Consider the following 23,384-nt stretch of genomic DNA (forward strand, 5'->3'; position numbering starts at 1 on the left):
GCAGCCACGTCGACCGAGCCGGCCATCGGCCCGGCGGCGGGCGGAGTCGGGACCGGGCCTTCCCGAAGGAGGGCGCCTCGGGAGCACAGAACAGTAGGGGGCCGCAGGTGGCCCCCGCGCCCTTCGGGCAACACGGCACCCGGCGCGGGGGCAGGGTCGGTTGGTGCGACACTCGGCGTATGAGCAGCCCTGCCTCGGACGTGGTGAATCTCCATGACATCCGCCTCGCGCGGAAGATGTTGGAAAGTGTCGTCCGCGAGACGCCGATGCGGTCCTGTCGGGCGCTGACCGATCGGGTCGGCACACCCGTCCATCTCAAGTGCGAGAACCTCCAGCGCACCGGGTCGTTCAAGATTCGCGGCGCCTACGTGCGGATCGCGGGACTGTCCGAGGCCGAGCGGGCCCGGGGCGTGGTCGCCGCCAGCGCCGGCAACCACGCGCAGGGCGTCGCGCTCGCGGCCCGTACCCTCGGTGTCGCGTCCACCGTGTTCATGCCGGCCGGCGCGCCGCTGCCCAAGGTCGCCGCGACCCGCTCCTACGGCGCCGAGGTGATCCTCGGCGGGGACAACGTCGAACACGCGCTCGCCGCCGCGCGCGCCCACGCGGACGAGACCGGCGCGGTGTTCATCCACCCGTTCGACCACCGCGACGTGGTGGCCGGCCAGGGCACCGTGGGCCTGGAGATCCTGGAGCAGTGCCCCGATGTCAAGACCATCCTCGTGGGCACCGGCGGCGGCGGCCTGCTGGCCGGAATCTCTGTGGCCGTCAAGGCACTTCGCCCCGATGTCAAGGTGATCGGCGTACAGGCCGCGTCCGCCGCCGCCTACCCGCCCTCGCTCGCCGCCGGCGCCCCCGTGTCGCTGCCCTCGTTCGGCACGATGGCCGACGGGATCGCGGTCGGCCGCCCCGGCGAGGTGCCCTTCGCGCTGATCCGCGAGTACACCGACGCGATCCGGACCGTCGGCGAGGAGTCCCTGTCCCAGGCGCTGCTGCTGTGCATGGAGCGGGCCAAGCTGGTGGTCGAACCGGCCGGCGCCGCGTCGGTGGCGGCGCTGCTCGAGGTCGGCGAGCCGATCGAGGGCCCGGTGGTCGCGGTGTTGTCCGGGGGCAATGTGGACCCACTGCTGATGTTGCGGGTACTGCGGCACGGCCTGGCCTCGGCCGGCCGCTACCTCTCACTGCGCGTGCGGATCCCCGACAGCCCGGGCGCGTTGGCCACCCTGCTCGGTCGGTTGGCCGAGACCGACGCCAACATCGCGGCGGTGTCGCACGTACGCACCGACGCCACGCTGCGCGTCGGCGAAGCGGACGTGGACCTGCAACTGGAGACCAAGGGCCGCAGCCACTGCGCGGCCGTGGTGGAGGCGCTGTACGGCGCGGGCTATACGGTCAGCAAGAGCTGACCGCGAGGCAGGGACGGGCCGAAGCCGCCTCCGGGCACGACGCCCCGACCGCCGAACAGGCATGCCCGCGCCCCCTCTCGGCGTGCGGGCGCGTCGATTGTCGGTGCCATGTGCTTGGCTCGACGCACGAGCCATGCCCGCCCACGGAGGACGCGGCCGTGCGGGACCGGGACCGGGTCGGCGCGATCGATGCGACCGACCGATGACGCGAGCGCCGTCGGTCGGTCACCCGGAGTCGCGCCGCCGGTGAAATGCGGTCGCACACTCACCGCGTCCGGGCGCATGGTGGAGATCCGAATCGATCCATCCGACCGCGGCCCCACCCCCTGCCCCACCCGCACGAGGAGTGATCCACCGACATGCAGGAAGCGATCGTCGCCGAAGGTCTCGTCAAGACCTTCGGCTCGGTCCGAGCACTCGACGGCGTGGACGTGAGTGTGCCCACCGGCACCGTCCTCGGTCTGCTCGGCCCGAACGGCGCAGGCAAGACGACATGCGTACGCGTACTGACCACACTGCTCAAACCCGACTCGGGGCGAGCCGTGGTGGCCGGTCACGACGTGCTCAAGAACCCCAACGAGGTCCGCCGCTCGATCGGTCTGTCCGGGCAGTTCGCCGCCGTGGACGAATACCTGACCGGCCGGGAGAACCTGCGGATGGTCGGCGAGTTGTACCAGCTGAGCGGGCGCGACGCCAAGCGTCGCGCCGACGAGTTGCTGGCCCAGTTCGACTTGGCCGACGCGGGCGATCGGCCCGCCAAGACCTACTCCGGCGGGATGCGCCGCAGGCTCGACCTGGCGGCGGCCCTGGTGGTCAGCCCGCCGGTGATGTTCATGGACGAGCCGACCACCGGCCTCGACCCGCGCAACCGCATGGCGCTGTGGCGGGTGATCGAGAACCTGGTCTCCGATGGCACCACGCTGCTGCTGACCACGCAGTACCTGGAGGAGGCCGACCACCTCGCGCACGACATCGCGGTGGTCGACCACGGCAAGGTGATCGCGCGCGGCACGGCCGACGAGCTCAAGGCCAGGGTCGGCGGCGAGCGGGTCGAGGTGGTCGTGCACGACGAGGAACGACTGACCGAAGCCACCGAGATGCTGGCCGGGTTCGGCAAGGGCGAGCTGGGCGTGGTCAAGCTCCAGCGCCGGATCACCGTCCCGGTCATAGGCGGCGCCAAACTGCTCGCCGAGGTCATCCGCGAACTGGACGCACGCGGCATCGAGATCGACGACATCGGGCTGCGTCGACCCACCCTCGACGACGTGTTCATCACCCTCACGGGACACGCGCTGGAAACCGAGGACGGCAACACCGACGACGCCGACGGCGAAGCCGACACGGACGAGAACGAGGCCGGTCCGCAGCGCGGTCGCGGCAAGGCGGTGAAGAGCTGATGGCCGGGCCGACCAAGGCGTTCGGAGAGGGGTGCGTCGCATGAGCATGGTGGCCGATTCCTGGGTCATCGCGCGCAGGAACCTGATCCGGATGACCCGGATCCCCGAGATGGTCCTGTTCGGGATCATCCAACCGGTGATGTTCGTGGTGCTGTTCACGTACGTCTTCGGTGGCTCGATGAAGATCGGCGATACCACCGACCCGGACGTCTACAAGGACTTCCTGATGCCGGGCATCTTCGCGCAGACCGTCACCTTCGCCACGGCGGGCTCGGCGGCCGGCATCGCGGACGACGCGCAGAAGGGGCTGATGGACCGGTTCCGGTCGTTGCCGATGGCGCGTGGTGCCGTACTGACCGGCCGCACCGTCGCCGACCTCGTGCAGACGGCCCTGACGCTGGTCATCCTCGCGGCCGTCGCACTGCTCGTGGGGTGGCGGACCGGCTCGGCCGAGCCGACCAACGCCGCGCGCATCCTGGCGGGCTTCGGCCTGCTGCTCCTTCTGGGCTACGCGTTCACCTGGATCGGCGCGCTGATCGGTCTGTCGGTGCGTACCCCGGAGGCGGCGACCTCGGGCGGGATCATCTGGCTGTTCCCGGTCACGTTCATCTCGAACGCCTTCGTGGACTCGTCGCAGATGACGCCCTGGGTGCGACACATCGCCGACTGGAACCCGTTCAGCGCCACGGTGCAGGCCGCGCGCGTGTTGTTCGGCTCGCCGGGCGTCGTGCAGTCCGACGCCTGGCCGATGCAGCACCCGGTGTGGGCCTCGCTGCTGTGGTCCGTGGTGATCGTCGCGCTGTTCCGCACGCTGGCGGTGCGCAAGTACCGGTCCGCGGTCTCCTGACCCCGGGGCCGAGCGCCGCACACCCTCGAAAACACGGCCGGCCCGGCCCCCCGCGCGGGGGGCCGGGCCGTGTCGCGTCGGTGCTCAGCCCCGGTAGGGCTTGGCGTCCACGACCTCGACACTGGTGGTCTTGCCGTTCGGCAGCGCGAAGGTGGCCTGGTGGCCGATGGTCTTGCCGTTGATCGCCTTGCCCAGCGGGGACTGGGGCGAGTACACCTCGATGTCGGTCACGGCGTCCTCGCGCGAGCCGAGCAGGAAGGTGGTGGGGTCGTCCTTGTCACCGTCGAAGACGACGGTCACGACCATGCCGGGCTCGACGACGCCGTCGTCCGCGGGCGCCTCGCCGACCTTGGCGTTCTGGAGCAGGCCGATGAGCTGGCGAATGCGCAACTCCTGCTTGCCCTGCTCCTCCTTGGCCGCGTGGTAGCCCGCGTTCTCCTTGAGGTCGCCTTCCTGGCGGGCCTCTTCGATCTTCACGGCGATCTCGGCACGGCCGGGACCCGACAGGTCTTCCAGCTCGGCCTTCAGCCGGTCGTACGCCTCCTGGGTGAGCCAGGTGACGCTTTCGCTGGTCTGGGTCACGGGGTGCTCCTCGTAGGTTTGCGACGGGGGTGCGTACACGGTGCGTACGAAATACACGATGCGTACGAAAGAGGTACACGCGACCCCCGCGCCGCCCGGGCGGGCCCCGGCGGCGGAGGGGGTCACATATACCAGCGCCCCCTCACCGTCCGCGGTGTGAACACCTCGGGTCGTGAGGGGACGAAGCTTCGAGAGTAACAATCTCCCGCCGTCCGGGGCAGTCACCCGAGCCCGGGTGACATGCGACACCGGCGGGTGCGGCGGGGATGCCGTCGGTTGCGGTACGGGACGCCCGCGGGCGCGGCGGAGGACATCGGTCGGTGCGGCGGGAGCCGCGTCAATCAACCGACGGTGTGACAGTTCTCCAGCTCGGCGGTGTTCGGCTTGCCCGCCGTCTGCAACGTCTCGGTGCGCTCGATGTGCTTCTCGCCCTTGGCGAACCGCAGTTCGCGGCGACCGACCTCGGCGCCGTCGCGATCGCGCGAGCGCAGTACGCAGACGGCTTCCTTGTCGGCGTCCTTGCGGATCTCGACCCGGGCCTCCACCGAGGAATCCGAGGTCACCCGAAAGCTCGGAATAGACCCGCGCACGCCGGGGTTCGCCACATCGAGGCCGATCCACACCGTCCCGGCCACGAGCACGACCATGAAGACCGCGAACGCGATCCGCAGTTTGCGATCGCTTCGGGTGGCGCCCTTGCCGTAGCGGGTGACGGGCGTTGCGCTCACCGGGTCTCCTGCGGGACGGGCCCGGGTTTGCGCCCGGGCGAGATCTATCGGCCACTATATGTCGGGTGCAAGAGCGGCCCTCTACAGGTTCCGGCGGTTCACCCGGCGGCTGGGACACGGGGCACGGATGAGGAGCGACGTTCCGGTGAGTGACGATCGACTGAGGCTGATGGCGGTGCACGCGCACCCCGACGACGAGTCGAGCAAGGGCGCGGCCACGATGGCCCGCTATGTCGCCGAGGGGGCCGAGGTCCTCGTCGCGACCTGTACCGGCGGCGAACGCGGCTCGGTACTGAACCCCGCCCTCCAGGGCGACCCGGAGATCGAGGCGAACATCCACGAGGTGCGCCGCAAGGAGATGGACGCGGCCCGCGAGATCCTGGGCGTGGAGCAGGCCTGGCTGGGCTGGGAGGACTCGGGACTGCCCGAGGGAGACCCGCTGCCGCCGCTCCCCGAGGGCTGCTTCGCGCTCCTCGACGTGGACAAGGCGGCCGAGCCGCTGGTCCGGCTGATCCGCGAGTTCCGTCCGCACGTGATCACCACGTACGACGAGAACGGCGGCTACCCGCACCCGGACCACATCCAGACGCACAAGATCACCATGGTGGCGTTCGACGCCGCGGGCGACCCGGACGCCTACCCGGGCGCCGGCGAGCCGTGGCAGCCGCTGAAGCTGTACTACAACCAGGGCATCTCCCGGGCGCGGATCGAGGCGCTGCACGAGGGCATGCAAAAGCGCGGCCTGGAGTCCCCCTACGGCGAATGGCTGGAGCGCTGGGGCGACCGGGACGAGCGCGACATCACCACGCGTGTGCCGTGCGCCGACTGGTTCGAGACCCGGGACCGGGCGTTGATCGCGCACGCCACCCAGGTGGACCCGGACGGCTTCTGGTTCCGCGTGCCGATCTCGGTACAGCGCGAGGTGTGGCCGACCGAGGACTACGAGCTGGTGCGGTCGCTGGTGGACACCGACCTGCCCGAGGACGACCTGTTCGCGGGTGTGCGGGTGGGCGTGCGCCGGTAGGCGGCGGCGATCGATACGCGCGAGGGCCCGGGAGCGACTTTCCGGGCCCTCGGTGCATACGTTCCGGCGATCGGATGTCACTCTTGACACCGAGGGGTTCCGATCCAGGAGGTAGTTCGTCATGTCGCTCGCGGTCCAGCTCGCGGTCGAGGAAAGCAAGGTCACGCCCGGCCTGCTCGGATTCGTGGTGGTCGCGTTCCTGGCGGTCGCCACGTGGCTGCTGCTGAAGTCGATGAACACGCGGCTCAAGCGAGTGGACTTCGACGAGAGCGGCAAGCCCGCCGAGAGCGGCAAGCCCGCCGAGACCGACGCGGCGCCGACCGACGCGGCGCAGAAGAAGGAAGACAACGGCGCGCCCGTCGCCTGAGCACTCCCGCGCGCGGCGGCCCTGCGAGGATGGCGCCATGCCGAATCGTCTCGTCGGGTCCACGTCGCCCTACCTGTTGCAGCACGCCGACAATCCCGTCGAGTGGTGGCCTTGGGGTGAGGAGGCGTTCGCGGAGGCGCGTCGGCGGGATGTGCCGATCCTGCTCAGCGTGGGGTACAGCGCCTGCCACTGGTGTCACGTGATGGCCCACGAGTCCTTCGAGGACGAGGCCACCGCCGCGATCGTCAACGCCGACTTCGTGGCGATCAAGGTCGACCGCGAGGAACGTCCGGACGTGGACGCGGTCTACATGGAGGCCACGGTCGCGCTGAACGGCGGCCAGGGCGGCTGGCCGATGACCGTGTTCGCCACCCCCGACGGCGAGCCGTTCCACTGCGGCACCTACTACCCGAACGAGGCCCGCCAGGGCATGCCCTCGTTCCGCCAACTGCTGCACGCGGTCAAGGTCGCCTGGAAGGACCGCAACGACGAGGTGCGCCGCACCGGCACCCAGATCGCCACCTCCCTGGCCGCCCCCCGCGCGTTGTACACCGACGGCGCGGCGCCGACCGCCGAGGAGCTGGACGCGGCGCTGACCCTGCTCGCGCACGACTACGACACCGCGCACGGCGGCTTCGGCCACGCGCCCAAGTTCCCGCCGTCGATGGTGCTCGAATTCCTGCTGCGCCACCACGCCAGGACCGAGTCCGAGGCGGCCCTGGGCATCGTCCAGGAGACCTGCGAGGCGATGGCCCGCGGCGGCCTCTACGACCAGCTCGGCGGCGGGTTCGCGCGCTACTCGGTGGACGAGGCGTGGGTGGTGCCGCACTTCGAGAAGATGCTCTACGACAACGCCCAGCTGATCCGGGTCTACACCCACCTGTGGCGGGCCACGGGCAGCGAGTTCGCCCGCCGGATCGCGTTGCAGACCGCCGACTTCGTGGTGCGCGAACTGCGCACTCCCGAGGGTGCGTTCGCCTCCGCGCTGGACGCGGACAGCGCGGACGCCGAGGGCCACTCCGTGGAGGGCGCGTTCTACGTGTGGACCCCGGCCGAGCTGGTCGAGGTGCTGGGCGCCGAGGACGGCGCGTGGGCCGCCGAGGTGTTCGGGGTGACCGAGGAGGGCACCTTCGAGCACGGCCGGTCGGTGCTGCAACTGGCTGACGACCCCGAGGACTTCGAACGCCTGACCGACGTACGGGCGAGGTTGTCGGCCGCGCGCGGGAAGCGGGCGCGGCCGGGGCGCGACGACAAGGTCGTGGCCGCGTGGAACGGGCTCACCATCGCCGCGCTGGCCGAGGCCGGCACCCTGTTCTCCCGCCCGGACCTGCTCGACGCCGCGCTCGCGGCGGCCGACCTGCTGATCGCGGTGCACCTGGGCGGCGACGAGGACGACGAGCTGGGCGACCGCCTGGTGCGCACCTCGCGCGACGGCCTGCCCGGGCCGAACGCCGGGGTCCTGGAGGACTACGCGGACGTGGCCGAGGGGTTCCTGGCGCTGTACGCGGTGACCGCCGACGACGCGTGGCTGACCTTCGCCGGGGTGCTCGTGGACGTGATCCTGGGCCACTTCGTGGACGAGGACGGCGCGCTGTACGACACCGCCGACGACGCGGAGGAGCTGTTCCGCCGACCGCAGGACCCCACCGACGGGGTCACCCCCTCGGGCTGGACGGGCGCGGCCGGCGCCCTGCTCGGCTACGCGGCGTATCTGGGCTCGGCCGAACACCGCGAGGCCGCCGGACGCGCGCTCGGCGTGGTCCGGGTGCTGGCGGCCCAGGCGCCGCGCGGGATCGGCTGGGGCCTGGCGGTCGCCGAGGCGTGGCTGGACGGCCCGCGCGAGATCGCCGTGGTCGGCCCGCGCGACGACGACGCGACCTGGGCGCTCTACCTGACCGCGCTGATGACCACCGCGCCCGGCGCCGTGGTCGCGATGGGCGACCCGGCCGAGGACCCGCCGGTGCCGCTGCTGCGCGACCGCACGCCGGTGGGCGGCAGGCCGGCGGCGTACGTGTGCCGGCACTTCACCTGCGACGCGCCGGTGACCGACCCCGAGCAACTGGCCGACCAGGTCCTGGCCAAGGCGGTCGCCCGAGCCTGAACCCACCCGCCTGAACCCACCCGCCAGGGCCCGACCACCGGGCCCGGGCCCACCCGGCCCGAGCCCGCCCCGACCCCGTCACGGCCCCTCCCGCAACCCCGCCTCCAGGATCCCCAGCGCCCGGTCCACCAGCACCGCCGGATCCCCGACGCAGCCGCCCTCCGCCCAGGTCAAGATCGCGTCCGCCATCGCCGCGTTGATCGAGGAGACGGCCACCCGGAGGTCGAAGTCCTGCGCCGAGCGTCCGGTCCGGGCGGCGTACGTCTCGGCCATCAGCCGCCACGTCTCGATCTGCTGTTCGTAGCTGCGCCGCCGCAGCGCCGGCACGCCGACCACGAGCGACATCCGGGTGATCATCTCCTCGCCCTCCTCGCGCATGATCCGCCGCAGCGCGTCCACCACGCCGCTGCGCACGATCCGGATCAGGCTGGTGCCCTCGGGGGCGCTGCGCAGGATCTCCACGAGCATCGGGTCGTACTCGTCGGTGAGCACGACGTCCTCCTTGCTCGGGAAGTAGCGGAAGAAGGTGCTCGGCGAGATCTCCGCGGCCTCGGCGATCTGGTCCACGGTGGTCGCGTCGTAGCCGTGCTCGCGAAAGAGCCGATAGGCCTCGCGGCGGATCGCCCGCCGGGTCTTGATCTTCTTGCGCTCGCGCAGCCCCGCGGGGGCGACGGGCAGGTCAGGGATGGAGGACTCCTTCGCGGTCATGCTCCGATTCTCCCGGTCCGGCCGCACCGACTGCTCCCGGTCCACTCGCGCCGTCCGTCGGAGCCGGGGTCGTCGCGGCGCGGCGAGGCAGGAAGACCGCCACCGCGGCGGCCAGCACAAGCGCGGTGACGCCGCAGATCAGCAGGCTCAGGTCCATGCCGTGCACGAACGCGTCGCGGGCCGAGTCGAGCAGCGCGGGGTCGGCGCCGTGGCCGGCCACCTTCGCCGCGCCGCCGATCGACTCGCGCGCGGTGTCGGCGACCGGGCCGGGACGCCCGCCCGTGTCGATCCGGTCCACGTAGGCCGACGCGAGCACGCTGCCCAGGATGGCCACCCCGAGCGCGCCCGCGACCTGGCGCAGCGTCTGCACCAGGGCCGACCCCATCCCGGCCCGCTCCGGCGCGACGCCCGCCATCACCGCGTCCATCGCGGGCACCAGGGACAACCCCAGGCCCATCCCCGTCAACACCAGCCAGCAGGCCGTCCACCCGTAGCCGTCGTCGGCCGAGCCGGTCGCGCCCAGGAGCAGTCCGCAGCCGAGCAGGAACATCCCGCCGGGGATGACCACCTTGTAGCCCAAGCGCGGCGTGACCCTGTCGCCGGCCGGCGCGGTCACGAACAGCCCGCCGAGCAGCGGCAACAGCCGCAGCCCGGTGCCCAGCGCACTGCTTCCGTCGACGCCCTGGAACCGCTGCGGGACCAGGAACAGCACGCCCGACATGGCGAAGGACGGCACCAGCGCGGAGATCGTGGCCCACAGGAAGTTGCGGTCGCGGAAGAGCCCGAAGTCGATCATCGGCTGCCGGGCCCGGCTCTCGCGTACCGCCACGCTCGCCGCGAGCAGTGCCGCCGCGCCGAACAGGGTGAGCACCCGCGTGTCGCCCCAGCCCCACTCGGGCGCCTGGATCACCGCGAAGATCAGCGTGGTCAGCGCGGCGGTCACCAGGACCGTGACCGCGACGTCCACCCGGGGCGCGTCGGCGGAGCGGGAGACCGGCAGCAGGAACCCGCAGACCAGCAGGGCGAGCCCGACCATCGGGATGTTGATCAGGAACACCGAGCCCCACCAGAAGTGCTCCAGGAGCAGCCCGCCCAGGATCGGTCCGAGCGGGATGCCCAGCGCCGTGCTCGAGGCCCAGATCGAGATCGCCCGGCCACGCTCGGCGGCGGGGAAGAGCGAGGGCAGGATGGACAACGACAGCGGCATGATGAACGCGCCACCGACGCCCATCAGCGCGCGGGCCGCGATCACCCCCTCGACCGAGCCGACGAGCGCGCCGACCACCGAGCCGACGCCGAACACGGTGAGCCCGACCAGCAGGAAGCGCCGCCGGCCGTAGCGGTCGCCGATCAGTCCGGCCGGGAGCATCAGCGCCGCGAACACCACGATGTAGGAGTCGGCGATCCACTGGAGATCGCCCGTGCTCGCGCCCAATCGATCGCTCATCGTCGGCATCGCCACGTTGATGATCGTGGTGTCCAGGCCGACCACCAGGAGGCCGATCACCAGCGCCCCCAACGCCCACCATCGCCTGGGGTCCGGCGGCCCCTCGGCCTCGGTCGTGCGGGTCGGCTTGCCCGTCGTCGCGTCCATGACAGCCACCTCCTATTGAGTGCTACTACTTTATGACAGTAGCTTTCAAAAGTCAGTGGCAGTCACTTTTTTCGGCAAAGGGCAGCCCAAGCTCGGGGGAAAATCCGGAAAAGCCCGAAGGCCCGCAACTCCCGTGGGAGCGGCGGGCCTTCGGGCCGAAGAGTGTGGGTCGGGTCAGCGCAGCGCGACCAGCGCGACGGCGATGAAGTGGCTCGCGAACGCGAGCAGCGTGAAGGCGTGGAAGACCTCGTGGAAGCCGAACCACTGCGGCGACGGGTTGGGCCGCTTGATCCCGTAGACCACCGCGCCGAGGCTGTAGAGCACGCCGCCGACGATCACCAGGACCACCACCGCGACGCCGCCCTCGCGCATGAACTCGGGCAGGTAGAACACCGCCGCCCAGCCGAGCACGACATAGATCGGGGTGTAGAGCCAGCGGGGCGCACCGATCCAGAAGACCCGGAATCCGATGCCGGCGAGGGCCCCGATCCACACCGCCCACAGCAGTATTTGGTCGCTTTTGCCCAACAATAGGATGGTCAACGGGGTGTAGGTGCCCGCGATGATCAGGAAGATGTTGGCGTGGTCGAGGCGTCGCAACACCGCCTCGCCGCGCGGCCCCCAGTTGCCGCGGTGGTATACCCCCGACGTGCCGAAGAGCATCGCCGCGGTCAGTGCGAACACGCCGCACGCGACGCGGGATTTGGTGTCGTCGGACAGCGCGACCAGGACTATGCCCGCGGCCACCGCCAGCGGAAAGGTGCCCGCGTGGATCCATCCGCGGAGCCTGGGTTTGATGGGCGACAAGGGCGCCGTGAAGCCATGCGCGTCCACACTCATGGGCCCGAGTGTACTTACGCAGACGTAGGTTACCGGCAAGTACGTAGTGAGACGCATCACGGGAGATCTTGTCCCGGGGGGGCGCGAAAGCGCACGTCTTTGGGGTTTTCGGTCCGGGACGGGGCACAACTTCCAGGTGGGGGCCCGATCCCGGGCGGTTCCGTGTTCGACCGACCGGATAAAATCCCCGCAACCCTCAACCCGACGCCGGGGACTCGCCGTCCCGGGCGCGAAATGGAGCGATCGTGGCCAACGAGGTCCCGACGAAACACAGGCAGCTGCTCGACTGGGTGAGCGAGATCGCCCGGCTGACCCAGCCCGACCGAATCGAATGGTGTGACGGTTCGGAAGAGGAGTACCAGCGCCTCGCCGACCTCCTCGTCGAGAAGGGCACCTTCCGCAAGCTCGACGAGAACAAGCGCCCCAACAGCTACTACGCGACGTCCGACCCTCGGGACGTCGCGCGTGTCGAGGACCGGACCTTCATCTGCTCCGAAAAGGAGGAGGACGCGGGTCCGACCAACAACTGGATAGCCCCGGCCGAGATGCGCACCAAGCTCGACGGGCTGTTCGCCGGTTCGATGCGTGGTCGCACGATGTACGTGGTGCCGTTCTGCATGGGTCCGGTCGGCTCGCCGCTGGCCGCCTACGGCGTCGAGATCACCGACTCCGCCTACGTCGCGGTGTCGATGCGCACGATGACCCGCATGGGGCAGGCGGTCCTGGACTACCTGGGTACCGACGGCGAGTTCGTCAAGGCCGTGCACACCGTCGGGGCACCGCTCGCCGAGGGCGAGGCGGATGTGCCGTGGCCGTGCAACACGGAGAAGTACATCACGCACTTCCCCGAGGACCGGGAGATCTGGTCCTTCGGCTCGGGCTACGGCGGCAACGCCCTGCTCGGCAAGAAGTGCTACGCGCTCCGGATCGCGTCGGTCATGGCGCGCGACGAGGGCTGGATGGCCGAGCACATGCTGATCCTGAAGCTCACGCCTCCCTCGGGCGCCGAGCCGAAGTTCATCGCCGCCGCCTTCCCCTCCGCGTGTGGCAAGACCAACCTCGCGATGCTCCAGCCGACCATTCCGGGCTGGACCGTGGAGACCGTCGGCGACGACATCGCGTGGATGCGGTTCGGCGAGGACGGCCGGCTCTACGCGATCAACCCCGAGGCGGGCTTCTTCGGGGTCGCGCCGGGCACCGGCGAGCACACCAACGCCAACGCGATGAAGACCATGTGGGGCAACTCGGTCTTCACCAACGTCGCGCTCACCGACGACAACGACGTCTGGTGGGAGGGCATGACGGAGGAGCCGCCGGCCCACCTGATCGACTGGAAGGGCAACGACTGGACGCCCGAGTCGGAGACCCCCGCCGCCCACCCCAACGCGCGCTTCACCGTCCCGGCCGCCCAGTGCCCGACGATCGCGCCGGAGTGGGAGGACCCGAAGGGCGTGCCGATCTCGGCGATCCTCTTCGGTGGCCGCCGGGCCAGCGCGGTGCCGCTGGTGACCGAGTCCTTCGACTGGCAGCACGGTGTCTTCCTCGGCGCGAACGTCGCCTCGGAGAAGACCGCCGCCGCCGAGGGCACGGTCGGCGAGCTGCGCCGCGACCCGTTCGCGATGTTGCCGTTCTGCGGCTACAACATGGGCGACTACATGGCGCACTGGCTGGACATCGGCCGGGCGACCTCGGCCGACAAGCTGCCGAAGATCTACTACGTGAACTGGTTCCGCAAGGACGCGGACGGCAAGTTCGTGTGGCCGGGCTTCGGCGAGAACAGCCGGGTGCTCAAGTGGATCGTCGAGCGCCTGGAAGGGCTCGCCGACGGCGTGGACACCCCGATCGGCGTACTGCCCACGCGCGAATCGCTGGACCTCAAGGGCCTGGACCTGAGCGACGCGGACCTGGACCTGCTGCTGAGCGTGGACCGGGAGATCTGGAAGCAGGAGGCCGCACTGGTCCCCGAGCACCTGGAGAAGTTCGGCACCCACACCCCGCAGGGCCTGTGGGACGAGTACAACAAGCTGGTCGCGCGACTCGACGGCTGAGCCGGCCCCGCGCCGACATCGAGCGGACGGTACGCCGAGGGGTGAGCTGACTCGACGTCAAAATACCGGTACGCTCCGGGCCCGGCGGGATCTCCTCCCGCCGGGCCCTCGGCGTTTCGACCGGTTCCTTCCCTGGCCGGGACCCGGCCGGCCCCGAAGCGCGTGTCGTGGCGCGACACGCCGTGCGCGGGCCGACCTTCACCGCATCTTCACGCCCCTCCTCCGCCGCGTGAGATCGAGCGGGCGTCGGACGGGAGTAGGGTTTTCGGCGCGGGTGATCACGGACGGAGGAGCAGGTGGACATGGGCCTGCGGGACCTCGCATACGGCGCGTACGGCAAGCGCATCGAGGCGTCGCTCGACCGTACGGTGATACCGCGTCACGTCGGCGTCATCCTCGACGGCAACCGCCGTTGGGCGAAGGCGTACGGCGAGCAGGTCGCCGAGGGGCACCGCAAGGGCGCCGACAAGATCCACGAGCTGCTCACCTGGTGTGAAGAGGTCGGTGTCGAGGTGGTCACCCTGTGGCTGCTGTCCACCGACAACCTCAACCGGCCGCCCGACGAGCTGGCCGACCTGATGGTGATCATCGAGAACGCGGTCACCGACCTGGCCGCCGCGCGGCGCTGGCGGGTGCACCCGGTGGGCGCGCTCGACCTGCTGCCCGAACACACGCGCGAGGTACTCAAGCGATCCGAGGCCGAGACCGCCGACCTGACCGGCGTCTTCGTCAACGTCGCGGTCGGCTACGGCGGTCGGCACGAGATCGCCGACGCGGTGCGCTCGCTGCTGGTCGAGCACGCCGGCAAGGGCACCTCGATCGAGGAGTTGGCCGAGGTGCTCGACGTCGAGCACATCGCGGAGCACCTGTACACGCGCGGGCAGCCCGATCCGGACCTGGTCATCCGAACCTCGGGTGAACAGCGGTTGTCCGGCTTCCTGTTGTGGCAGAGTGCGCATTCGGAGTTCTACTTCTGCGAGGCCTTCTGGCCGGACTTCCGAAAAGTCGACTTTCTCCGGGCGTTGCGCGACTACTCCGCCCGCCATCGCCGCTACGGGGCCTGACGCCTCGTCACCGGGCTTGTCGGAGCCAGGGGTTCCACCGGTGTGTGATCATCCGGTTTGTGTTGGACCCCCCGCGGCCGGGCATAACCCCGTCGGGCCGGCGCACATCATGTGGGCCGGTGCGATATGTGGGTGACACCCCGTCACCTGCCCGGGAGGCCCTTCCGTGCACTTCAAGCTCCACTGTTCACGGCGACAGGAGGGTCGGGCACCCGGCCTTCGGGCCGGGGCCCGGACTCCGAGCGATCAGGGCGCACGGTGCGCGTGCCCTGAGAGGGGGCGAGGCACTCCGTGGCCACGATCCAACGCCGTGCTCCGCAGCACCGGACGTATGTCCTCGACACCAGCGTGCTCCTTGCCGATCCGTCGGCGCTCTTGAAGTTCGACGAGCACGAGGTGGTTCTGCCCGTCGTCGTGATCACCGAGTTGGAGGCCAAGCGGCACCACCCGGAGCTGGGCTACTTCGCCCGGCACGCGCTGCGGATGCTCGACGAGCTCCGTACGCAGTACGGGCGGCTCGACGCGCCGGTGCCGATCGGCGAGTCCGGCGGCACCCTGCGGGTGGAGCTCAATCACATCGACGCGACGGTATTGCCGCCCGGCTTCCGGCTGGGTGACAACGACTCGCGGATCCTGGCGGTGGCCAGGCACCTCATGGCCGAGGGGCACGATGTGACGCTGGTGTCCAAGGACGTCCCGATGCGGGTCAAGGCCTCCGCCGTGGGGCTGAGCGCGGAGGAGTACCGCGCCGAACTGGTGAACACCTCGGGCTGGACGGGGATGGCCGAACTCCAGGTCGACTCCGCCGACATCGACGCCCTGTTCGAGCACGACCGCACACACATCGAACAGGCCGCCGACCTGCCCTGTCACACCGGTCTCGTGCTGGTCTCCGAGCGCGGCAAGGCGCTCGGCCGGGTCACCGCCGACAAGCAGGTTCGACTGGTGCGCGGCGATCGCGACGTGTTCGGTCTGCACGGGCGCAGTGCCGAGCAGCGGATAGCGCTGGATCTGTTGCTCGACCCCGACATCGGCATCGTGTCCATGGGCGGCCGGGCCGGCACCGGCAAGTCGGCGCTGGCGATGTGCGCGGGCCTGGAGGCGGTCCTGGAGCGCAATCAGCACCGGAAGGTGATGGTCTTCCGGCCGCTGTACGCGGTGGGTGGTCAGGAACTCGGCTATCTGCCGGGCACCGAGAACGAGAAGATGAGCCCCTGGGCCCAGGCGGTCTTCGACACGTTGTCGGCGGTGACCACCTCGGATGTGATCGAGGAGGTCGTCGCGCGCGGGATGTTGGAGGTCCTGCCGCTCACCCACATCCGCGGGCGTTCGCTGCACGACGCGTTCGTGATCGTCGACGAGGCGCAGTCCCTGGAGCGCAATGTGCTGCTGACCGTGCTGTCGCGGATCGGCAGCAATTCGCGGGTGGTGCTCACCCACGACGTCGCCCAGCGGGACAACCTGCGGGTGGGTCGGCACGACGGAGTGGTCGCGGTGGTGGAGAAGCTGAAGGGGCATCCGCTGTTCGCGCACGTGACGCTGACCCGATCGGAGCGCTCGCCGATCGCGGCCCTGGTGACCGAGATGCTGGAGGACCTGCCGGGCTGACGGATGCCTGGTGAACGCCCCGCGGGAGTGCTTCGACCGGCCCCGTCGGCGACGTCTCGACTGCTTCGAGACGTCGGCGGCGGGGCTTCGACGTGTCCGCATATTCCGGGTGGAAACGGTCTGCGGCGAAATGGAAAAGGCTTGGCGATTCCCGGAGTTGTGATGTTCGCCACGTCTCGGGAAATTTGCTTCCCGATGTTTGGCTGAGGCAGGCTGCTGGACTTGTAAGACCTCCGCGTACAGCTCGGCCCGAAAACTCAACACATGACCTGCTGTACGCCACCCACGGCACGCGCCCGGCGAACGATCAGGCGCGCAGGCCGAAACGCCCCCCGAGGGGGCGGGGGAGACCGGAGGTTGGACCCGTTCGCCGCTTGGATCGCGGTGCACGCCTGCCGGAAGGAACGTGTGTGAGCCGGATCTCGGTTCGGGGGATAGCCGTGGCGTCAGCCACCGCTGTCACGGCCGTTGGCGCCGTGGTCGGATTCAGTGGCACGGGCGTTTCCGCGTCCGCCGACGCCCAGACGGCAGACGAAGCGAGCACCACGAAGCTTCTCGAGGTTCCCTCGGCCCCCGCGGCGCAGCAGTTGAGCACCGGTATCACCCACCAGGCCGACGCGCAGACCGCCGCCTACGACGAGGCACAGCGGGTGCAGGCCGAAGAGGCCGCCCGGGTCAAGGCCGAGCGCGACGCGGCCGACAAGGCCGCCGCGGAGAAGGCAGCGGCCGACAAGGCGGCTGCCGAGAAGGCCGCCGCCGAAAAGGAAGCCGCCCAGAAGGAGGCCGACCGCAAGGCGGCCGCCGAGCGCGCGGCACGATCCGACAACCGCGGCGCGGTGGAGAAGGTGTCCGCGTCCGCCGCCGACGCCCAGGCGATCGCCAAGTCGATGATGAGCGCGAGCTCGTACACGTGCTTCAGCAACATCGTCGAGCGCGAGAGCGGCTGGCGGGTCAACGCCACCAACTCCTCCTCCGGCGCGTACGGTCTGATGCAGGCGCTGCCCGCGAGCAAGTACGCCTCCGCCGGCGCCGACTGGCGGACCAACCCCGCGACGCAGATCAAGTGGGGCCTGAGCTACATGAACGAGCGCTACGGCAGCCCGTGCCAGGCGTGGACGTTCTGGCAGAACCACAACTGGTACTGAGCCGCCCGCGGGTCTTTCGACCCGCCCCGCCGCATACGACCGAGCCCCGCCCGCCTTTCGGCGCGCGGGGCTCGGTCGTATGCGGCGGGCGTCTCAGATGCGTTCGATGATGGTGCCCGACGCGTTGGCGCCGCCGGCGCACATCGTCACCAGCGCGAACTGCTTGTCGGTGCGCTCGAGTTCGTACAGCGCGGTGGTCAGCAGTCGGCCGCCGGTGGAGCCGACCGGGTGGCCGAGCGCGATCGCGCCGCCGTTGACGTTGACCTTGTCCAGGTCGGCCTTCTGCACCTGGGCCCAGGACAGCACGACGGACGCGAACGCCTCGTTGACCTCGAACAGGTCGATGTCGGACATGGTCATCCCCGAGCGGGCGAACAGCCGCTCGGTCGCGTCGTTCGGGCCGTCGAGGTGGTAGTGCGGGTCGGCGCCGACCATCGCCTGCGCGACGATCCGCGCGCGCGGGCGCAGGCCCAGCGCGCGGGCCCGGTCCTCGTCCATGATCAGCAGCGCCGCGGCGCCGTCGGAGATCTGCGACGAGTTGCCCGCGGTGTGGATGCCGTCGGGCAGGACGGGCTTGAGCCGGGTCAGGCTCTCGATCGTGGTGTCGCGCAGGCCCTGGTCGCGGTCGACCACGGCGGTCTCACCGGTGGGGTTGCCCTCGGCGTCCAGGATCGGGGCCTCGACCGGGATCACCTGCGAGGTGAAGCGGCCCTCGTCCCAGGCACGTTTGGCGTTGGCCTGCGAGCGCACGCCGAGCGCGTCCACGTCGGCGCGGGTGATGCCCCGGTTGCGGGCGATCCGCTCGGCGGCGGTGAACTGGTCGGGCAGGTCGATCGCCCAGTCCTCCGGCTTCGACTTCTGGCCTGGCTTGGCGGTGTGGCCGAGCGGGTTGCGGCTCATCGACTCGATGCCGCATGCAACTCCCGCATCGATGGCGCCGGTCGCGATCAGCCCGGCGATCAGGTGTACCGACTGCTGGGCCGATCCGCACTGGCAGTCGATCGTGGTGCCGCCGGTGCGGTGCGGCAGTCCGGCGTAGAGCCAGGCGTGCTTGACGATGTCGCCGGACTGCTCGCCGGCCTGGGTGACGCAGCCGCCGATCACCTGGTCGATCAGCTCGGGGTCGATCCCGGCCCGCTCGATCAGCCCGCGCTGTACGGCCGAGAGCAGCTGCACCGGGTGCAGCCCGGCGAGCCGGCCGTTGCGCTTGCCGATCGGGGTGCGCACGGCTTCGACGATGACGGGATTGCCCATGGGTCGCTCCTAGCGAGTCCTGAGTGGCCGGTCCCGGGGGCCGGGCCACGGTGGCGACGGGTTGCCGGCCCGAGCCGACCAGCCCGATCTCACCCTGCACCAGGTGTATGACTAAGTCAAGGATATGGGGGTGTCCGACGAGTTCGGCGGGGGTGCCGAAGTGGTCGATGACGGGGCGGATGGGGCGGGCAGGGACTACCGGAACGTGAGACTCCGCATGGGAATCCCAGGCGTACTACGCTTGCCTCGTGTTGAGCGATCGAGCGGGTGCGGAGCGTCACATCAAGCCGCGAGCGGATCGACGCGCGGAGATCATCAGACACGCCTGCGCGCTGTTCGCCAAGCGCGGCTACGGCGCCACGACGGTTCGTCAGATCGCCGAGTCCGCCGACATGCTCTCGGGCAGCCTGTACCACCACTTCCCGTCCAAGGAAGCGATGTTGCTCGAGGTGCTCGACTCCTTCTTCGCCGACATCATGAGCCGGCAGCGCGCCACCGTCGAGCGCGGTGACGCCCCCGTCGAGACCCTGCGCGGGTTGCTGCGGGACAGCCTCGAAGTGATCGGCAACAGCCCCGACGCGGCGATCGTGGTCGTCGGCGAGTCGCGTCGGCTCTCCGGGAGTGACAGTTTCGTGTGGCTGTCCGATCGCACCGTCGAGGCATCCGCGTTGTGGGGGCGGGTGTTGCGGCGCGGCGTCGAGGAGGGCAGCCTGCGCCGCGACCTGCATCCCGTACTGCTGTCGCTGATGCTCCAGTCGGCGGTGTGGGGGATGGCCCAGTGGTATCGGCCGAGCGGGCGCTACGACCCCGACGCCGCCGCCGGTCGGCTCGTCGACCTGTTCGTGCGCGGCATCGTCCGGCCCGGACGCTACGCGTCGCAGCGCATCTGCACCCTGCTCGGACCGGCCCGCCACACGATGCCCACGCTGCGCCGCAACGGCTCCGGCGACGACGTGCGGGTCGAGGCCGAGCGGCGCATGGCCCGGGTACCGCGCCGCACCGACGCGCGCACCCGGATCCGGATCGCCTCCAACCTGCTCTTCGAACAGGACGGGTACGCCGGTACCACGGTGCGCCGGATCGCCGATCTGGCCGGTGTCCCGGTCGGCAGCCTCGCCCATCACATCGGCTCCAAGGAGCAGTTGCTCGGCGAACTCCTCGGCGAATTCCTCGGCGATCTGCGCACCGCCTTCGACAAGGACGCCGCGGATCGGCCGGAGCCGGTCCAGCGACTGGCCGGTCTGATCGGCCACACGGTGGAGGCGCACGCGTGCCACGGCGTGTCGACGGTGCTGGCGATAAACGAGGTGCGCGGCGACGAGCTGCCCGCGTGCCGACTGGCCGCGCAGCGCGCCAAGGTCTCCGAGACGTGGACCCGGGCGCTGGTCGCCGGCATCCGCTCGGGCGACTTCCACCCGGACCTGGACCCGGTGTTCACCCAGCGGGTGCTGCGCACGGCGATCTCGACCGGGAGCCGGATCTATCGGGGGATGGGCGTGCGGGACGCGGTCGGGCTGTATCGGGAGGTCGCGTTGGCGGGGATGGCGGCGTCGTGAGGGCGGGGATCGGGGCGGGTGCGCGGCCGGTGTCGGCGCGGCTGCGGTGGACGGCCCGGTGGTGGCGGGCGACCTGGGTGCGCGGGGCGGTTCGGGTGCGGTGGACGATTCGGTCCCGGCCGGTGGGGTGGTCGCGCGCGGGGCGGTGAGGGGTGCTCGGGGGGATGAGCGGCGTGACGCGGGAGAGCCCGCCCCCGGGTGGGGACGGGCTCTCTCGGGTCGTTCTCGCGTGCTGTGCGCGGGTGTTCGGGCTTGGGGCGTGCTCTCGGCCCCGGTCCGGACTCCGGCGGGTCAGCCCTGCTCGGACTCCAGCGTCACGCCGACCGCGTGGATCACGGCGGCGATCTTGATCGCCTCCTGGATCGTCTCGCGCGGCATGTTCTCCTTGCGCAGGACCTGCTCGTGCGACTCCAGGCACCGACCGCAGCCGTTGATCGCCGAGACGGCGAGCGACCACAGTTCGAAGTCGGCCTTCGGGGCACCCGGGTTGGCCATGATGTTCATCCGCAGCCCGGCCCGCAGGTTGCTGTACTCCGGGTCGCCGATGAGGTGCATCGACCGGTAGTAGATGTTGTTCATCGCCATCACCGCGGCGGCGGCCTTGGCGGCGTTGTACGCCTCCTCGGACAGCCGGCTCTTGGCCTCGGGCTCCAACTCGGCGAGCACCTTCGGGCTGCGCGTGGCGATGGCCGACACCAGCACCGTGCCCCAGAGCGTCTGCTCTTGGAGCTTGGAGTTGCCGACGACCGAGCCCAGGTTGAGCTTGAGGTCCTTGGCGTATTCGGGCAGTGCGGCCTTCAGGACGTCGAGACCCATGGATCAGGCGTCCATCAGCTTGGCGGCGTCGAGGGTCTCGCCGCCCTTCTGCCAGTTGCACGGGCACAGCTCATCGGTCTGCAGCGCGTCGAGGACCCGCAGGACCTCGTCGGGGTTGCGGCCCACCGAGCCGGCGGTGACCATCACGAACTGGATCTCGTTGTTCGGGTCGATGATGAAGACCGCGCGGTCGGCGACACCGTCGGCGTTGAGCACGCCGGCGGCCGAGGACAGCTCGCGCTTGAGGTCGGACAACATCGGGAACGGCAGGTCGGTCAGGTCCGGGTGGTCCTTGCGCCAGGCCAGGTGCACGAACTCGGAGTCCACGGACACGCCGAGCAGCTGCGCGTCACGGTCCTGGAAGTCCTCGTTGAGGCGGCCGAACGCGGCGATCTCGGTCGGACACACGAAGGTGAAGTCCTTGGGCCAGAAGAACACGACGCGCCACTTGCCGTCGTACGACTTGTTGGTGATCTGCTCGAAGGCCTTGTCCGCCTCCAGCGACACGACGCCGGTGAGGTCGTACTCGGGGAACTGGTTACCGACAGTAAGCACTGGATCTCCTCCGCAGGGGGGCCGGGGAGGCAGGTTCACCACCCCGGTCGGACGTACGTTGATCACGATGTCACAGCCAAATTGATAGATGAAATAAGCAACGCTTCATCTATTGATCGTGATCACTTATCAGTGCGGGGGAGGTGGCGAACGACCAGCTCAATCCATGCGCGCGGATGTTCGACGGTCGGTGGAGGGGGCCGGAAGGAGCATACGCGTCACTCTCGCGAGTGCCGAATCGGCCTATTTCGGAGGGTGTCCGGCCCGGGTGCCGAGTGGGTGGGCGGGGGTGGTCGTGGGCGATCGGAGCACCTCGCGACCGAATGGATGGATGGGTCGGGTCGGTCACGGAATGTGGCCGACCCGACCTGGCTAGCCCGCCGGGTAGAAGAGGAACAACGTGCAGCCGGTGGTGGTCGACGGGAGGTGCCACGACCCGGCGGGGGCGTGCAGGAAGGTGCCGGCCGGGTAGTCGCGTGCGCCGTCGTTGAAGGTGCCGGCGACCACGTAGACCTCCTCGGGGCCGGGCTCGTGTACGTCGCGGCGGGGCCAGGCGGAGTTCGGGTCCATCTCCAGCACGCCGGCGTGCGCACCGGTCGGCGCCTTCCATAACGGGCGGAACCGAACCCCGGGGAAGAGCGTGCGGATCGGGGCTTCGTCGACGGACGCGGACACATAGCCCGGCTGGGCGAGGATCTCGGGATGCATGCCCTCCACGGTGCCGTGGGTGGGCCGCGGCGGGACAGGGTCCGGACGGACACCATGGGGTACGTTCGTGCCATGCATCGTGTGGTGGCCCTGGTGCGGCCGGTGCAGTCGACGTTCGAACTCGGCTGCGCGGTCGAGGTCTTCGGCACCGAGCGGGCCGGGGTGCCGCAGCACTACACGTTCGAAACGTGCACCGAGACGCCGGGGCCGGTGCCGACCACCGGCGGATACACGATGCACGTGCCGCAGGACCTGGCGGCGCTCGACCGCGCCGACACCGTCATCGTCCCGGGGTGGTTGCCGGTGGAGACGCCGCTCTCCGCCGACGTGCGCCGCGCGTTGTTGCGAGCGCACGCGCGTGGGGCGCGGCTGGTGAGCATCTGCTCGGGGGTGTTCGCGCTGGCCCGCACCGGCCTCCTGGACGGCCGCTCGGCCACCACGCACCGGGCGCGCGCCGAGCAGTTGCGCCGGGAGTTCCCCCGGGTGCGGGTGGAGCCGGACCGGCTGTACGTGGACCACGGCGACGTCGCCACCAGCGCCGGCGCGGGCGCGGGCCTCGATCTGTGCCTGCACCTGGTCCGGCGCGACCACGGGGCCGCGCACGCCGCCCTCCTCGCGCGGGACATGGTGCTGCCACCGCATCGCGAGGACGGCCGGGTGCGGCCGGCGCCGGCGCCCGAGGACGGCCTCGACGACCTGTTCGCGTGGGCCGACGAGCGCGTCGGCACCCCGCTGACCGTGCACGACCTGGCCGCCCGCCTCGGCGTCTCGCCCCGCACGCTGGCCAGGCGCTTCGCCGACCGCCTCGGCACCAGCCCCGGCGCCTGGCTCCTGTCCCGGCGCGTGGCCGCGGCCCGCACCCTGCTGGAGGAGACGGACCTGCCGATCGAGGCCATCGCCACCCGAGTCGGCCTCACCTCCGCGGTCAACCTCCGCCGCCGCTTCCGCACCAGGGTGGGCACCACCCCGGGCGCGTACCGCCGGGCGTTTCGGGCGCCGGGGAGCGCCACGGGCCAGGCCGCGCGGCTCGCGTGAGGGC

General features: G+C 70.6%; 21 protein-coding genes. 12 read left to right on the forward strand and 9 right to left on the reverse strand.

The genetic code is table 11. The annotated features are described in order from the left end of the window. Positions 1 to 179: 179 nt before the first annotated feature. From ilvA to ACH4XV_RS27550, 3 genes are all read left to right on the forward strand, one after another. Entirely contained in the window at positions 180 to 1,403 is a 1,224-nt protein-coding gene (ilvA, locus tag ACH4XV_RS27540; RefSeq protein ID WP_395794262.1) for a threonine ammonia-lyase, read from the forward strand. 359 nt (positions 1,404 to 1,762) lie between these two features. Continuing rightward, positions 1,763 to 2,800 (forward strand): ATP-binding cassette domain-containing protein, encoded by a 1,038-nt coding sequence (locus ACH4XV_RS27545; RefSeq protein ID WP_395794264.1) that lies wholly within the window; start codon positions 1,763 to 1,765, stop codon positions 2,798 to 2,800. A 40-nt stretch (positions 2,801 to 2,840) separates the two neighbouring features. Beyond that, complete coding sequence (locus ACH4XV_RS27550) at positions 2,841 to 3,647, forward strand: ABC transporter permease (RefSeq protein ID WP_395794266.1); 807 nt, start codon at positions 2,841 to 2,843, stop codon at positions 3,645 to 3,647. Positions 3,648 to 3,731: 84 nt separating this feature from the next. Here ACH4XV_RS27550 and greA read toward each other — a convergent pair whose 3' ends face one another. After that, a complete protein-coding gene (gene greA / locus ACH4XV_RS27555; protein ID WP_078979433.1) occupies positions 3,732 to 4,229 on the reverse strand; it encodes a transcription elongation factor GreA in 498 nt (165 codons plus the stop codon). Between the two features lie 341 nt (positions 4,230 to 4,570). Then, a complete protein-coding gene (locus tag ACH4XV_RS27560; RefSeq protein ID WP_379999581.1) occupies positions 4,571 to 4,957 on the reverse strand; it encodes a DUF4307 domain-containing protein in 387 nt (128 codons plus the stop codon). Positions 4,958 to 5,126: 169 nt separating this feature from the next. Between ACH4XV_RS27560 and mca the strand changes: the two genes are divergently transcribed. The 3 genes from mca (at position 5,127) to ACH4XV_RS27575 (ending at position 8,449) form a co-directional block, all read left to right on the forward strand. Further along, positions 5,127 to 5,981, forward strand: a complete 855-nt coding sequence (mca, locus tag ACH4XV_RS27565; protein ID WP_078976819.1) for a mycothiol conjugate amidase Mca — start codon at positions 5,127 to 5,129, stop codon at positions 5,979 to 5,981. 121 nt (positions 5,982 to 6,102) lie between these two features. Beyond that, complete coding sequence (locus ACH4XV_RS27570) at positions 6,103 to 6,348, forward strand: hypothetical protein (RefSeq protein ID WP_395794269.1); 246 nt, start codon at positions 6,103 to 6,105, stop codon at positions 6,346 to 6,348. 37 nt (positions 6,349 to 6,385) lie between these two features. Further along, on the forward strand, positions 6,386 to 8,449 hold the full coding sequence (locus tag ACH4XV_RS27575; protein ID WP_395794271.1) for a thioredoxin domain-containing protein: 2,064 nt from the start codon (positions 6,386 to 6,388) through the stop codon (positions 8,447 to 8,449). A 78-nt stretch (positions 8,450 to 8,527) separates the two neighbouring features. Here the strand turns inward: ACH4XV_RS27575 and ACH4XV_RS27580 are convergent, their stop codons facing one another. The 3 genes from ACH4XV_RS27580 to ACH4XV_RS27590 form a co-directional block, all read right to left on the reverse strand. Further along, positions 8,528 to 9,157 carry a TetR family transcriptional regulator gene (locus tag ACH4XV_RS27580; protein ID WP_395794273.1) on the reverse strand — a complete coding sequence of 210 codons (630 nt, stop codon included), beginning with the start codon at positions 9,155 to 9,157 and terminating at the stop codon, positions 8,528 to 8,530. Further along, positions 9,129 to 10,751: an MFS transporter gene (locus ACH4XV_RS27585; RefSeq protein WP_395794275.1), complete on the reverse strand. Its 1,623-nt coding sequence runs from the start codon at positions 10,749 to 10,751 to the stop codon at positions 9,129 to 9,131. The genes ACH4XV_RS27580 and ACH4XV_RS27585 overlap by 29 nt, the downstream gene beginning before the upstream one ends. Before the next feature lie 174 nt (positions 10,752 to 10,925). Further along, positions 10,926 to 11,591: a hemolysin III family protein gene (locus ACH4XV_RS27590; protein WP_395794277.1), complete on the reverse strand. Its 666-nt coding sequence runs from the start codon at positions 11,589 to 11,591 to the stop codon at positions 10,926 to 10,928. Between the two features lie 245 nt (positions 11,592 to 11,836). Here ACH4XV_RS27590 and ACH4XV_RS27595 point away from each other — a divergent pair, with 245 nt between their 5' ends. The 4 genes from ACH4XV_RS27595 (at position 11,837) to ACH4XV_RS27610 (ending at position 17,456) form a co-directional block, all read left to right on the forward strand. After that, entirely contained in the window at positions 11,837 to 13,639 is a 1,803-nt protein-coding gene (locus ACH4XV_RS27595; RefSeq protein ID WP_395794279.1) for a phosphoenolpyruvate carboxykinase (GTP), read from the forward strand. Between the two features lie 302 nt (positions 13,640 to 13,941). After that, the gene (locus ACH4XV_RS27600) at positions 13,942 to 14,703 is read left to right on the forward strand and encodes an isoprenyl transferase (RefSeq protein WP_078976826.1); all 762 of its coding nucleotides are present in this window, start codon (positions 13,942 to 13,944) and stop codon (positions 14,701 to 14,703) included. Between the two features lie 291 nt (positions 14,704 to 14,994). Continuing rightward, positions 14,995 to 16,311 (forward strand): PhoH family protein, encoded by a 1,317-nt coding sequence (locus tag ACH4XV_RS27605; protein WP_379999596.1) that lies wholly within the window; start codon positions 14,995 to 14,997, stop codon positions 16,309 to 16,311. A gap of 587 nt (positions 16,312 to 16,898) precedes the next feature. Further along, positions 16,899 to 17,456 (forward strand): lytic transglycosylase domain-containing protein, encoded by a 558-nt coding sequence (locus ACH4XV_RS27610; protein ID WP_395794282.1) that lies wholly within the window; start codon positions 16,899 to 16,901, stop codon positions 17,454 to 17,456. A 93-nt stretch (positions 17,457 to 17,549) separates the two neighbouring features. Here ACH4XV_RS27610 and ACH4XV_RS27615 read toward each other — a convergent pair whose 3' ends face one another. Further along, the gene (locus ACH4XV_RS27615) at positions 17,550 to 18,710 is read right to left on the reverse strand and encodes a steroid 3-ketoacyl-CoA thiolase (protein ID WP_395794284.1); all 1,161 of its coding nucleotides are present in this window, start codon (positions 18,708 to 18,710) and stop codon (positions 17,550 to 17,552) included. 248 nt (positions 18,711 to 18,958) lie between these two features. On the opposite strand from ACH4XV_RS27615, the gene ACH4XV_RS27620 reads away from it, so the two are divergent. Further along, positions 18,959 to 20,266: a TetR/AcrR family transcriptional regulator gene (locus ACH4XV_RS27620; RefSeq protein ID WP_395794286.1), complete on the forward strand. Its 1,308-nt coding sequence runs from the start codon at positions 18,959 to 18,961 to the stop codon at positions 20,264 to 20,266. Positions 20,267 to 20,557: 291 nt separating this feature from the next. On the opposite strand, the gene ACH4XV_RS27625 is transcribed toward ACH4XV_RS27620, so the two are convergent. From ACH4XV_RS27625 to ACH4XV_RS27635, 3 genes are all read right to left on the reverse strand, one after another. Then, positions 20,558 to 21,082: a carboxymuconolactone decarboxylase family protein gene (locus tag ACH4XV_RS27625; protein WP_379999604.1), complete on the reverse strand. Its 525-nt coding sequence runs from the start codon at positions 21,080 to 21,082 to the stop codon at positions 20,558 to 20,560. 3 nt (positions 21,083 to 21,085) lie between these two features. After that, positions 21,086 to 21,637: a peroxiredoxin gene (locus tag ACH4XV_RS27630; RefSeq protein WP_078976832.1), complete on the reverse strand. Its 552-nt coding sequence runs from the start codon at positions 21,635 to 21,637 to the stop codon at positions 21,086 to 21,088. A 372-nt stretch (positions 21,638 to 22,009) separates the two neighbouring features. After that, complete coding sequence (locus tag ACH4XV_RS27635) at positions 22,010 to 22,345, reverse strand: cupin domain-containing protein (RefSeq protein ID WP_379999606.1); 336 nt, start codon at positions 22,343 to 22,345, stop codon at positions 22,010 to 22,012. 72 nt (positions 22,346 to 22,417) lie between these two features. On the opposite strand from ACH4XV_RS27635, the gene ACH4XV_RS27640 reads away from it, so the two are divergent. After that, positions 22,418 to 23,380, forward strand: coding sequence for a GlxA family transcriptional regulator (locus ACH4XV_RS27640; RefSeq protein ID WP_395794288.1), 963 nt, complete (start codon positions 22,418 to 22,420; stop codon positions 23,378 to 23,380). Positions 23,381 to 23,384: the final 4 nt, after the last annotated feature.

The organism is Embleya sp. NPDC020630, from assembly GCF_044334985.1.
Lineage (GTDB): Bacteria > Actinomycetota > Actinomycetes > Streptomycetales > Streptomycetaceae > Embleya.